Source organism: Streptomyces sp. NPDC006476, from assembly GCF_040612015.1.
Lineage (GTDB): Bacteria > Actinomycetota > Actinomycetes > Streptomycetales > Streptomycetaceae > Streptomyces > Streptomyces griseorubiginosus_B.
On the sequence record NZ_JBEXPK010000033.1, the window covers coordinates 1 to 12804 of the forward strand.

The 12804-nt window shown below is 72.6% G+C and carries 11 protein-coding genes; 9 read left to right on the forward strand and 2 right to left on the reverse strand.

Annotated features, from left to right (window positions below; genetic code table 11):
* Together ABZZ74_RS31685 and ABZZ74_RS31690 are read left to right on the forward strand one after the other, a co-directional pair.
* On the forward strand, positions 1–165 hold a 165-nt coding region (locus ABZZ74_RS31685; RefSeq protein WP_356770916.1), incomplete at its 5' end, for a methionine adenosyltransferase domain-containing protein.
* Positions 166–255: 90 nt separating this feature from the next.
* Positions 256–2406, forward strand: a complete 2151-nt coding sequence (locus ABZZ74_RS31690; protein ID WP_356770760.1) for a primosomal protein N' — start codon at positions 256–258, stop codon at positions 2404–2406.
* Between the two features lie 363 nt (positions 2407–2769).
* Here the strand turns inward: ABZZ74_RS31690 and ABZZ74_RS31695 are convergent, their stop codons facing one another.
* Positions 2770–3312 (reverse strand): hypothetical protein, encoded by a 543-nt coding sequence (locus ABZZ74_RS31695; protein ID WP_356770762.1) that lies wholly within the window; start codon positions 3310–3312, stop codon positions 2770–2772.
* Between the two features lie 310 nt (positions 3313–3622).
* Here ABZZ74_RS31695 and fmt point away from each other — a divergent pair, with 310 nt between their 5' ends.
* Entirely contained in the window at positions 3623–4555 is a 933-nt protein-coding gene (gene fmt, locus ABZZ74_RS31700) for a methionyl-tRNA formyltransferase (RefSeq protein ID WP_356770764.1), read from the forward strand.
* Between the two features lie 98 nt (positions 4556–4653).
* Positions 4654–6063, forward strand: a complete 1410-nt coding sequence (locus ABZZ74_RS31705; protein WP_356770766.1) for a transcription antitermination factor NusB — start codon at positions 4654–4656, stop codon at positions 6061–6063.
* A 304-nt stretch (positions 6064–6367) separates the two neighbouring features.
* Here the strand turns inward: ABZZ74_RS31705 and ABZZ74_RS31710 are convergent, their stop codons facing one another.
* Positions 6368–8521, reverse strand: coding sequence for an MMPL family transporter (locus ABZZ74_RS31710; protein WP_356770768.1), 2154 nt, complete (start codon positions 8519–8521; stop codon positions 6368–6370).
* A gap of 134 nt (positions 8522–8655) precedes the next feature.
* Here ABZZ74_RS31710 and rpe point away from each other — a divergent pair, with 134 nt between their 5' ends.
* The 5 genes from rpe to ABZZ74_RS31735 all read left to right on the forward strand — a co-directional run bounded on the left by rpe (position 8656) and on the right by ABZZ74_RS31735 (position 12759).
* A complete protein-coding gene (gene rpe, locus ABZZ74_RS31715) occupies positions 8656–9342 on the forward strand; it encodes a ribulose-phosphate 3-epimerase (protein ID WP_356770770.1) in 687 nt (228 codons plus the stop codon).
* Positions 9343–9430: 88 nt separating this feature from the next.
* A complete protein-coding gene (locus ABZZ74_RS31720; protein ID WP_356770772.1) occupies positions 9431–10474 on the forward strand; it encodes a sugar-binding domain-containing protein in 1044 nt (347 codons plus the stop codon).
* Positions 10475–10514: 40 nt separating this feature from the next.
* On the forward strand, positions 10515–10886 hold the full coding sequence (locus ABZZ74_RS31725) for a ribonuclease (protein WP_356770774.1): 372 nt from the start codon (positions 10515–10517) through the stop codon (positions 10884–10886).
* A complete protein-coding gene (locus ABZZ74_RS31730) occupies positions 10883–11209 on the forward strand; it encodes a barstar family protein (RefSeq protein WP_356770776.1) in 327 nt (108 codons plus the stop codon). The genes ABZZ74_RS31725 and ABZZ74_RS31730 overlap by 4 nt, the downstream gene beginning before the upstream one ends.
* A 107-nt stretch (positions 11210–11316) precedes the next feature.
* Complete coding sequence (locus ABZZ74_RS31735) at positions 11317–12759, forward strand: GuaB1 family IMP dehydrogenase-related protein (RefSeq protein ID WP_356770778.1); 1443 nt, start codon at positions 11317–11319, stop codon at positions 12757–12759.
* Positions 12760–12804 lie beyond the last annotated feature (45 nt).

The window sequence follows — 12804 nt, forward strand, 5'->3', positions numbered from 1 at the left end:
GAGGTCTTCGACCTGCGCCCGGCCGCGATCATCCGCGACCTCGACCTGCTGCGCCCGATCTACTCCCAGACCGCCGCCTACGGCCACTTCGGCCGTGAGCTCCCGGACTTCACCTGGGAGAAGACCGACCGCGTGGACGCCCTGCGCAAGGCCGCGGGCCTGTAGGCGCCACCGCACCGCACGAGGCCCGGTTCCCTTCGGGGGACCGGGCCTCGTCGTGTCCCGGTGTCAGTGCCGTTTGGTAAGAATGCAAGGGTGAGCAGCGAGAACGGGCGGTCGGGCGGCGGGGCGGAAGACGCTTCGGCCGAGCAGCTTGCGCTCATCCGGGAGACCGTGCGCAAGGCGGACGTGCCCCGGGCGAAGCCGCGGACGTGGCGGGGGGCCGCGTTGGCCAAGGAGTTGCCGGTCGCGCGGGTGCTGGTGGACAAGGGGGTGCTGCATCTCGACCGGTACTTCGACTATGCCGTGCCCGAGGAGCTGGACGCGGACGCGCAGCCCGGGGTGCGGGTGCGGGTGCGGTTCGGGGCCGGGCGGCACCGGGTGCGGGAGGGGCGACGCGAGGGCGGCGGGCTGATCGACGGGTTTCTGGTCGAGCGGCTGGCCGAGTCGGACTACTCCGGGCCGCTGGCCGCGCTGGCCCAGGTCGTGTCGCCCGAGCGGGTGCTGAGCGAGGAGTTGCTCGGGCTCGCGCGGGCCGTCGCCGATCGCTATGCGGGCAGCCTCGCCGATGTCCTGCAGCTCGCCGTGCCGCCGCGCAGCGCGCGGGCCGAGCAGCGGCCCTCGCCGGAGCCGTTGCCGCCGCCGGGGAGGCCGGAGGCGGGGACCTGGACACGGTACGAGCGGGGCGCCGCGTTTCTGGAGGCGCTGGCGTCGGGCGGGGCGCCGCGCGCCGTGTGGAACGCGCTGCCCGGGCCCGAGTGGAGCGAGGAGATCGCCCGGGCCGTCGCGGCCACACTGGCCTCCGGGCGCGGGGCGCTGGTCGTGCTGCCGGACGGGCGGGCGGTCGCCCGGGTCGACGCGGCGCTGACCTTCCTTCTGGGGGAGGGGCGGCATGCCGTGCTCACCGCCGACGCCGGGCCCGAGAAGCGGTACCGGGAGTGGCTGGCCGTGCGCCGGGGGGCCGTGAGGGCCGTCGTGGGGACGCGTGCGGCCATGTTCGCGCCCGTCGAGGACCTCGGACTCGTCGCCATCTGGGACGACGGGGACGACAGTCACAGCGAGCTGCACGCACCGCAGCCGCATGCACGCGAAGTGCTGCTGCTGCGGGCCGCCCAGGACAAGTGCGCCTTCCTGCTGGGCGGTTGGAGCTGCACCGTGGAGGCCGCGCAGCTTGTTGAGAGCGGTTGGGCGCGGCCGCTCGTCGCCCCGCGGGAGCAGGTCAGGGCGGCCGCGCCGCTCGTTCGGACCGTGGGGGACGGGGATCTCGCACGCGACGAGGCGGCCCGTGCGGCCCGGTTGCCCACCCTCGCCTGGCAGGTCGTCAGGGACGGCCTGCGGCAGGGGCCGGTGCTCGTGCAGGTGCCCCGCCGGGGGTACGTGCCGCGGATGGCGTGCGCCAACTGCCGGGCGCCCGCCCGATGCCGGCACTGCTCAGGACCGTTGGAGGGGCAGGACGGCGGATCGCTGCGGTGCGGGTGGTGCGGGCGCGAGGAGAGCGGCTGGCACTGCCCGGAGTGCGGCGGCTTCCGGCTGCGGGCCCAGGTCGTGGGCGCCCGGCGGACGGCCGAGGAGCTGGGGCGCGCCTTCCCCGCCGTACCGGTGCGGACCTCGGGGCGTGAGCATGTGCTGGACACCGTGCCGGGCGTGCCCGCGCTGGTGGTGAGCACACCCGGCGCCGAGCCCGTCGCCGAGGGCGGATACGCGGCGGCGCTGCTCCTGGACGGCTGGGCCATGCTGGGGCGGCCCGATCTGCGGGCCGGCGAGGACGCGCTGCGGCGCTGGATCGCGGCCGCCGCGCTGGTGCGGCCGCAGGGTGCCGGGGGCACGGTCGTCGCGGTCGCCGAGCCGACCCTGCGGCCCGTGCAGGCGCTGGTGCGGTGGGACCCCGTCGGTCACGCGGTGCGCGAGCTCGGCGAGCGGGCCGAGCTGGGCTTCCCGCCGGTGTCGCGGATGGCCGCCGTCTCCGGGGCGCCGGAAGCGGTCGCGGAGTTCCTGCGCACGGTGGAACTGCCGGGCGAGGCCCAGGTGCTGGGCCCGGTCCCGATCCCGGTCACGACGTCCGGGCGCCCCCGACGGCCCGGCGCGCCGCCACCCGGGGAGCACTGGGAGCGGGCGTTGGTACGGGTACCACCGGGAAGCGGAGCCGCGCTCGCCTCGGCGCTGAAGGCCGCCCAGGCGGCGCGGATGGCCCGGGGGGCCGGTGAGCCGCTGGTCCGGGTACGAATCGATCCACCGGACATCGGCTGAGCGGCCTGGGAGGTACGGCTGGCCGCTGGTGGTTGGGCGGGGTCGGTGCCTGGTGGTCGGGTGGTCGCTGGTGGTCGGGCGGGCCGGTGCCTGGTGGACGGGTGGTCGCTGGTGGTCGGGCGGGCCGGTGCCTGGTGGACGGGTACCGCTGGTGGTCGGGCGGGGCCGGTGCCTCGTGCGCGGGTGGCCGCTGGTCGTCGGGCGGGCCCGATGCCTGGTGGTCGGGTGGCCGCTGGTCGCCAGGCGGATCCGGTGCTTCGTGAACGGGTGACCCCCTGGTCCGCAGGCGGATCCGATGGCTCGTGCACGGCATGCGTATGCCCTCCCGGACGTGTGCCGGGAGGGTGGGAGGGCGTGGGTGGCTCAGCCGTTGCGGGGGCCGGGGAAAGCGGTTGGTCTGGTCTCCTCGCGGAGGACGGGGCTGCCCGCCGTCGGCTGGGTCGGCATCGAGCGGGCCGCGGGGACCGTCGGCACCGAGGGGATGCCGGTGCCGACGTTGACCGTCCGGGTGCCCGACGGATCGGTCGAGCGTTCCGCCTCGGCGGCCGCCTGGGCCGCGGCCCGGCGCGCGCCGTAACGGCGGTGCACCGCCTGCTTGGTGACGCCCAGCGCGGAACCCACCGCGTCCCACGAGAAGCCGAGGGAGCGGTCGAAGTCGACCGCCGCCGTGACCAGGGTCTCGACACTGTCCCGCAGCTCCTGGGCGAGACGGACCGTCGGCGCGGGCGCGCGTCCGTAGACGACGAAGCCCGTGGACGGGCCGGAGCGGCGCGGGCGGTAGACGTTGCCCAACTGGGCGGTGAGCGTGCGCAGTGCGTCCACCTGCCGGCGGACCCGCTCGATGTCCCGCACCAGCAAGTGCAGGCTGGCCCGAGCCTGGGCGTCGTGGGTTGCGTGGTCGGCCATGAACAAGCCTCTCGAACCGGCGTGAAAGGGATCGGGCAGCGCGAAGGCGGCCCTTGTGGTCAACTCTTTCTTGACCAACGCGGATTCGCTCCGCTGGTCACGCACAGGGGGCGTGAGGGCAATTGCGCGCGCCCTGTGGAGGGAGGGCGCGCGGTGGGGGCGGTGTGCGGGTGAGCGCGTCGGCCGCGTTCCCGTGACGCCGGACGGTCCGTCGGCAAACGCCGTCGGCCGCTTACCCGTCGCTCCCGTCGAGGTCATAGACTTGTGCGTCGCCCGCCACCGTCGCCGTCCGAGAGGCCCGTAGCCATCCATGAAGCTCGTCTTCGCCGGGACCCCCGAGGTCGCCGTTCCCGCTCTGGACGCTCTGATCGCCTCCGGGCGGCACGAGGTGGCCGCCGTCGTCACGCGGCCGGACGCCCCGGCGGGGCGCGGGCGTCGGCTGGTCGCGTCCCCCGTGGCGCAGCGGGCGGAGGAGGCCGGCATCGAGGTGCTGAAGCCACTCAAGCCGAGGGACCCGGAGTTCCTGGAGCGGCTGCGGGAGATCGCGCCGGACTGCTGTCCCGTCGTCGCGTACGGGGCACTGCTGCCGCGCGTCGCCCTGGACGTCCCGGCGCACGGCTGGGTCAACCTGCACTTCTCGCTGCTGCCGGCCTGGCGGGGGGCCGCGCCGGTGCAGCACTCCATCATGGCGGGCGACGAGATCACGGGGGCGTCGACCTTCCTCATCGAGGAGGGGCTCGACTCCGGGCCCGTCTACGGCACCGTGACCGAGGAGATCCGGCCCACCGACACCAGCGGCGACCTGCTCACCCGCCTCGCCTTCGCGGGCGCCGGACTCCTCGCGGCGACCATGGACGGCATCGAGGACGGCGCCCTCAAGGCCGTGCCGCAGCCCTCCGAGGGCATCACCCTCGCACCGAAGATCACCGTCGAGGACGCTCAGGTGGACTGGGCCGCACCGGCGCTCCGGGTCGACCGGGTCGTGCGCGGCTGCACCCCCGCCCCCGGCGCCTGGACCACCTTCCGCGGTGAGCGGCTGAAGCTGATCCAGGTCAAGCCCGTCCCCGAACGGACCGACCTGGCGCCGGGGCAGCTCGCCGTCGGCAAGAACAGCGTCCACGTGGGCACCGGTTCGTACGGCGTGGAGCTGCTGTGGGTGCAGGCGCAGGGGAAGAAGCCGATGCGGGCGGCCGACTGGGCGCGCGGTGTGCGGATCGGTGACGGGGAGAGTCTCGGCCGCTGAGGCCGACGTACGCTGGGGGCGTATCGCTTGATTCCCCCAGGCGCATCCTCTGACCCCACAGGCGTATCGCCTGATCCCGCATCCGGAGCACCTTTTTCGTGAGCGACCAGCACCGTCGACCCGGCAAGCCCTACCGCAGGCCCAAGAAGGACCCCGTCCGCTTCCTCGCCTTCGAGGCGTTGAGGGCCGTGGACGAGCGGGATGCCTACGCCAACCTCGTACTTCCGCCGCTCCTGCGGAAGGCGCGGGAGAAGGGCGACTTCGACGGGCGCGACGCGGCGCTGGCGACCGAGCTGGTGTACGGGACGCTGCGCCGGCAGGGGACGTACGACGCGATCATCGCCGCCTGTGTCGACCGGCCGCTGGGTGAGGTCGATCCGCCGGTGCTGGACGTGCTGAGCCTCGGTGCGCACCAGTTGCTCGGGACGCGCATCCCCAGTCACGCGGCGGTGTCCGCCTCCGTCGAGCTGGCCCGCGTCGTCCTCGGCGACGGTCGGGCCAAGTTCGTCAACGCCGTTCTCCGCAAGGTCGCTCAGGACGATCTCGACGGATGGCTGGCGAAGGTCGCGCCGCCCTACGACGAGGATCCCGAGGACCATCTGGCCGTGGTGCACTCGCACCCCCGGTGGGTCGTCTCGGCGCTGTGGGACTCGCTCGGCGGCGGGCGCGCCGGCATCGAGGAGTTGCTGGCCGCCGACAACGAACGGCCCGAGGTGACCCTCGTGGCCCGTCCCGGGCGCGCCACCACCGAGGAACTGCTCGCCCAGGAGTCCGCCGTCCCGGGACGCTGGTCGCCGTACGCCGTGCGGCTGGCCGAGGGCGGGGAGCCCGGGGCCATCGAGGCCGTACGGGACGGGCGGGCCGGCGTGCAGGACGAGGGCAGCCAGCTCGTCGCGCTCGCTCTCGCGGGCGCGCCCCTCGACGGGCCGGACGAGAAGTGGCTCGACGGCTGTGCCGGACCCGGCGGCAAGGCCGCGCTGCTCGCCGCGCTCGCCGCCGAGCGCGGGGCCGTGCTGCTCGCCTCCGAGAAGCAGCCGCACCGGGCGGGCCTGGTGGCCAGGGCGTTGCACGGCAACCCCGGTCCCTACCAGGTCATCGCCGCCGACGGCACCCGACCGCCGTGGCGGCCCGGCTCCTTCGACCGGGTTCTGGTCGACGTGCCCTGCACCGGACTCGGCGCCCTGCGCCGACGGCCCGAGGCGCGGTGGCGGCGCCGCCCCGAGGACCTGGACGGGTTCGGCCCGCTCCAGCGCGGCCTGCTGAAGAGCGCGCTGGAGGCCGTACGGGTCGGGGGAGTCGTCGGCTACGCCACCTGCTCTCCCCACCTCGCCGAGACCCGGGCCGTCGTCGACGACCTGCTCAAGCAGCACCCGGAGGCCGAACTCCTCGACGCCCGGCCCCTGTTGCCGGGCGTGCCGGACCTCGGCGAGGGTCCCGACGTACAGCTGTGGCCGCATCTGCACGGGACCGACGCCATGTATCTGGCGCTCATTCGGAGGACTGGCTGACCTGCGCCGTTGCCTATATGGCCGTCACTCGCGCCCGGCGCCACCTGGACCTCGGCGGACTCGAATAGATCTCGAGTAGATCTCGAGGCCTATCCGACTCCTGCCAGTGACGCGTGACCAAGCCGGTCACTTCGGAGGGCGCACAACGACTTGATGCTCGCTCTACGCGGTTCGGGGTGAGCAGATTCTTGCGCGACCACTTCGCGTTCGCGGTCGGTGAGGGCCTTGACGGCATCGGGGAGGGCGAGGAAGCCGACCGCACCACTGAGCCCGTGGCGCCACCTCGGTGGCCAGGTGCGATTGGTCAGCGGATTCGAGAACCCACACCGACCGCCTCCGGAGCGGGTGTCTCCCCGTCCGCGTGCGCCAGGTGGTGCGGCCACCACACCTTCTTGCCGACGTCCAGGAAGAGCGACGTCACCAGCACGGAGCGCACCACGAAGGTGTCCAGCAGGACGCCGAGGGCGACCGCGAAGCCGATCTCCGCGAAGCCGACCATCGGCAGGGTGCCCAGCGCGGCGAAGGTGCCGGCGAGGACCAGTCCCGCGGACGTGATCACCGCGCCGGTCGCGGCCAGGCCCGTGACCACGCCGGGGCGGGTGCCCTGGCGGATGGCCTCCTCGCGGACACGGGTGGTCAGGAAGATGTTGTAGTCGATGCCGAGGGCCACCAGGAACACGAAGACGAACAGCGGGAAGGACACGTCCTCGCCCGCGTAGTCGAAGACATGGCGGAAGGCGAGGGCGCTCAGGCCCAGCGCGCTCGCCAGCGACAGGCACACCGTCCCGATCAGCAGGAGCGGGGCCACCAGGGCGCGCAGCAGCACGCCGAGCACCAGCAGCACGACGGCCAGCACGAGCGGGATGACCAGGTAGTTGTCGTGGGTCTGGGCGTTCTCCATGTCCAGCAGTGCGGCCGTGCCGCCGCCGACCTTCGCGTCGGCGCCGGGCACGGCGTGCACCGCGTCCCGTACCCGCTGCACGGTCGCCTTGGCCGCGTCGCTGTCGGAGGGGGCGCGCATGGTCGCCTCGAACAGCACCTGCCCGTCGTGCTCGGGCGCGGTGCCCGGCGGTACGCCGATGCTCTGCGGCACGACCCCGCGGTCCGCGGCGACGGCACGGCCCACCGAGACGGCCTGGGCCTTGTTGGAGACGATCACGAGCGGGTCTCCGGTGCCCGCAGGGAAGTACCGTGCCGAGACCTTCTGCCCCACGATCGAGTCGGGCGTGTTGGTGAAGGCGTCCGCGTTGGCGATGCCCGCCGCGCGCAGCTGGAAGAGCCCCAAGGACAGGACGACCAGTACCGCGGCGGTGATGCCCCAGACCATGCGGGGGTGGTGGGCGAAACGGCGGCCCATGCGGGCCCAGACGCCGCGCTCGACCGGATCGGCCGAACCCTCGTGCGGGATGGCGGGCCAGAAGATCCAGCGGCCGAAGACCAGCAGCAGGGCGGGGAAGAGCGTCAGCATGGCCAGCAGGGCGACCATCACGCCGATGGCCGCCACCGGGCCCAGGCCCCGGGTCGAGTTCATCTCGGCGACCAGGAGGACCAGCATGCTCAGGACGACGGTGGCGCCGGAGGCGAGCACCGCCGGGCCCGCCCGGTTCATGGCGAGCTCCATCGCCTCGTGCCGGTCGGTGTGCCGGCGCAGCTCCTCCCGGTAGCGGGCGACCAGCAGCAGCGCGTAGTCGGTGCCCGCGCCGAAGACGAGGACCGTCAGGATGCCGGCGCTCTGGCCGTTGACGGTCAGGCCGGCGTGTTTCGCCAGCACGTAGATCAGCGCCTGCGCCGTGAACAGCGCCACCACCACCCCGACCAGGGGCACGAACAACAGGGTCGGGCTGCGGTACGTGAACAGCAGGATCACGATCACGATCGCCATCGCGGAGAACAGCAGCGTCGAGTCGATGCCCTCGAAGGCCTTGGAGAAGTCGGCGGAGGTACCTCCGGGTCCGGTGATGTGCACCGCGAGCCCGTCGCCGCCCCTGCCGACCTGGTCGCGGATCGAGTCGACCGCGGGCGCGATGCGCTGCCAGCCCTGCGCGTCCATCGTGATCGGCACATAGATCTGGGCGGCACGCGGGGCCGTCGTACGGTCGTAGACCGGGCCGCGGGTCTCGGCGCCTCGGATGCCGTGGTCGTGCAGGGTCCTGAGCTGTCGGGCGTCCTCGGCGATGTGCCGCCGGTCCTGGACCGTCAGTCCGCTCGCGCGTGCGTAGACGACGACCGCGGGGATCTGCTCGGGCCTGAAGTGCTCGGAAGCGTTCAGGACCTGGGTGGACTCGGCGGAGCCGGGCAGCCAGGACTGGGCGTCGTTGTCCTGGGCGCTGTTGAGCTTGGAGCCGAACGGCGCCGCGATCACCAGGACCACCAGCCACAGGATCACGATCAGCCACTTGGAGCGCCGTCCGCAGACGAACCGGATGGTGTTCCGCTTCCATGCGTCCAGTTGCCTCATGGCGACCCCCGTGGACGTACGTGGTGCCGGTGAGCGGCCCAGCATGGCACGATGCGCCCGCGCACAACATCCGATGAACGGCTTAGGTCTGGACCGACGCGAACAAACGTGCCCGGACATGGCAGGCTTGGGTCATGGCCGCGCAGATCAACCCCAGCATCCTGTCCGCCGACTTCGCCCGCCTCGCGGACGAGGCCAAGGCGGTCGACGGAGCCGACTGGCTCCACGTAGACGTCATGGACAACCATTTCGTCCCGAACCTCACGCTCGGTGTGCCGGTCGTAGAGTCCCTGGCCCGTGCGACGGACACCCCACTGGACTGCCATCTGATGATCGAGGCCCCCGATCGGTGGGCGCCCCAGTACGTCGAAGCGGGTGCCGGTTCCGTCACCTTCCACATCGAGGCGGCCACCGCTCCGGTGCGGCTGGCCCGGGAGATCCGGGCCAAGGGCGCCCGTGCCTCCATGGCGCTGCGGCCCGCGACGCCCATCGAGCCGTACGAGGACCTGCTGCCGGAGCTCGACATGCTGCTGATCATGACGGTCGAGCCGGGCTTCGGCGGGCAGGCCTTCCTCGACATCATGCTCCCGAAGATCCGGCGCACCCGCGAGTTGATCAGCAAGCACGGCCTCGAACTGTGGCTCCAGGTCGACGGCGGGGTCTCGGAGTCCACCATCGAGCGCTGTGCGGACGCCGGCGCGGACGTCTTCGTGGCCGGTTCCGCGGTGTACGGGGCCGAGGACCCCTCCGAGGCGGTCCGTGCCCTGCGCGCGCAGGCGGAGGGAGCCACGGCCAAGGCGTCCTGGGCATGCAACCACTGAGCCACAGGTCGGTGAACAGACGTGAACGGCGCCCATCAGGGCGGATCAAGTACGCCGAATCTGCAAGGATGAACGGCGAGTCCAGAGTGTGAACAGAAGTGAGGAGATCGCCGTGTCGGGTATGTCGGCGGGCCGGTCAGCAGTGCGGATGGGACCCGCTGAGCTGGTGCAGGCGGCGGCCATGGCCCGCCGCTTCTACCTCGAGGGCAAGTCCAAGATCCAGATCGCGGAGGAGTTCGGCGTCAGCCGCTTCAAGGTGGCCCGGGTCCTGGAGACGGCCCTCGAACGGGATCTCGTGCGCATCGAGATCCGCGTCCCGGCCGAGTTGGACGCGGAGCGCTCGGACGCGCTGCGCGCCCGCTACGGCCTCAGGCACGCCGTCGTCGTCGAGTCCCCGGCCGAGGCCGAGGACTCACCCGACCCGGAGAACCTCGGTGAGGTGGCCGCCGATCTGCTCGGCGAACTCGTCAACGAGGGCGATGTGCTCGGCCTTGCCTGGGGCCGCTCCACCATCCACATGGCCGCGGCCCTGGACAAGCTGCCGCCGTGCACGGTGGTGCAGCTGACGGGCGTGTACGACGCCGGGACCGCCGAGCGCGGCTCGGTGGAGGCCGTGCGCCGGGCCGCCCAGGTCTCCGGCGGCGACGCCCACCCGATCTACGCGCCGATGCTGCTGCCCGACGCGGCCACCGCGGCCGCGCTGCGCAACCAGACCGGGATCGCGCGCGCCTTCGAGTACTTCGACAAGGTCACCGTCGCCTGTGTCTCCATCGGCTCCTGGGAGCCCGGGATCTCCACGGTGCACGACATGCTCAGCGACGAGGAGCGCGCGCACTACGCCTCCCTCGGTGTCGCCGCGGAGATGTCCGCGCACCTCTTCGACGCCGAGGGGCGCCGGGTCGGACGGGACCTGGGGGAGCGGTGCATCACCGTCAAGACGGACCAGCTGCGCCGTATCCCCGAGGTCGTCGCGATCGCGGGCGGGGCGCGCAAGGCCGCCGCGATCGACGCGGTGCTGAGGTCGGGGCTGGTCACCAGCCTGGTGACGGACACGTCGGCGGCGGACGTCCTGATGACGGCCGGCCCGACACCGCGCTCGGCGCTCAACCGGGCGGACCCGGACGGCCCCTGACAGACGGTCGCGAGGCGACGGACCGTGGCAGCATCAGCTCATGCTGCTCCGGTCCGTCCCCCGCTTGCTTCTGTGTCTGCTGGTCTTCGTGGCGGGCTGCTCCGCCACCGGTTCCGGGTCAGGGCGGTCCGACGGCACGGCGACGGTCCGGGTCGCCCAACTCCCCGCCGAGGCACGGCAGACGCTCGCCCTCATCGACCGGGGCGGCCCCTTCCCGTACGCCCGTGACGGTGTCGTCTTCGGCAACTTCGAGGGACTGCTGCCTCGGCACGAGCGCGGCTACTACCACGAGTACACGGTGCCGACGCCCGGCTCGCGCGACCGCGGGGCCCGGCGCATCGTCACCGGGCAGGGCGGCGAGATCTACTACACCGACGATCACTACAAGTCGTTCAGGGCGGTACGCAGATGACACAGCTGACGGTCACGCTGGACCTCGACGGGGTCACGGACAAGGCGGGCCTGATGGACCGGTGCGCCCGGGACCTGCGGCTGCCGGAGTACTTCGGCCGCAACTGGGACGCGCTGGCCGACGTCCTCTCCGACCCGGGTGTGTGGCCCGAGGAGGCCGCCGGCAGGGGGCTGCTGGTCGTCGTGCACAACTGGCGGCCGTACGCCGAGGCCCGTCCGGACGAATGGGAGACCGCGCTCGACGTGTTCGCGCACGCCTCCGCCGCCACGGTGGCCCTCGCCCTTGGAGGTTCCTCCCAAGACGCCTCTGACCTGCCTGGATGATTCTCCCGGGCAGTGCATTCCGGTCGGCATGGGACAATGAAGTACGTGCTCTTCCCCCTGGCTGACCTGTCCGGGGGCCACCTCTGATCGACTGGGATGTGCAGCACGTGCGTTTCCTCAACGACATCCAGCCCCCCTACGACCTGACGTACGACGACGTCTTCATGGTCCCGAGCCGCAGCGCGGTCGGCTCACGACAGGGTGTGGACCTCAGCTCCCCGGACGGCACGGGCACCACGATCCCGCTGGTCGTCGCCAACATGACCGCCATCGCCGGCCGTCGGATGGCCGAGACGATGGCCCGGCGCGGCGGACTGGTGGTCATCCCGCAGGACATCCCGATCGAGGTCGTCACCGAGGTCGTCTCCTGGGTGAAGAGCCGGCACCTCGTCCTGGACACCCCGATCGTCCTCACCCCGCACCAGACGGTCGCCGACGCCCTCGCCCTGCTGCCCAAGCGGGCGCACAACGCCGGGGTCGTCGTCGACGAGGAGCACCGTCCGGTCGGTGTGGTCACCGACCGGGACCTGACCGGGGTGGACCGCTTCACGCAGCTCGAGGTCGTGATGTCCAAGGACCTGGTGCTGCTCGACGCCGACATCGACCCGCGCGAGGCCTTCAACCGCCTCGACGGGGCCAACCGCCGCTACGCGCCCGCTGTCGACAAGGACGGCCGCCTCGCCGGCATCCTGACCCGCAAGGGCGCCCTGCGCGCCACGCTGTACACGCCGGCCGTCGACGCGAACGGCAGGCTGCGCATCGCCGCCGCCGTCGGCATCAACGGCGATGTCGCGGGCAAGGCCAAGCAGTTGCTGGACGCGGGCGTCGACACGCTCGTCATCGACACCGCGCACGGCCACCAGGAGTCGATGATCGGCGCGATCAAGGTGGTACGGGCCCTGGACCCGCAGGTCCCGATCGTGGCCGGCAACATCGTCGCCGCGGAGGGCGTCCGGGATCTGATCGAGGCCGGCGCCGACATCATCAAGGTCGGTGTCGGGCCCGGCGCCATGTGCACCACCCGGATGATGACCGGCGTCGGCCGGCCGCAGTTCTCCGCCGTCCTGGAGTGTGCCGCCGAGGCGAGGAAGTACGGCAAGCACGTGTGGGCCGACGGCGGGGTCCGGCACCCGCGTGACGTGGCGATGGCGCTGGCCGCCGGGGCGTCGAACGTCATGATCGGTTCGTGGTTCGCGGGTACCTACGAGTCCCCGGGCGACCTGCAGCAGGACGCGAACGGGCGCCTCTACAAGGAGTCGTTCGGCATGGCCTCGGCTCGCGCCGTCCGCAACCGCACCTCCGAGGAGTCCGCGTACGACCGGGCCCGCAAGGCACTGTTCGAGGAGGGCATCTCCACCTCCCGGATGTACCTCGACCCGGCCCGCCCCGGCGTCGAGGACCTGATCGACTCGATCATCGCGGGCGTCCGCTCCTCCTGCACCTACGCCGGTGCCGGCTCCCTGGAGGAGTTCGCCGAGAAGGCGGTCGTCGGCATCCAGAGCGCCGCCGGCTACGCCGAGGGCAAGCCCCTGCACGCCAGCTGGAACTGAGCCAAGTCCGTTGTCCGAGGCCCCCGTTGAAAATCGGGGGCAACG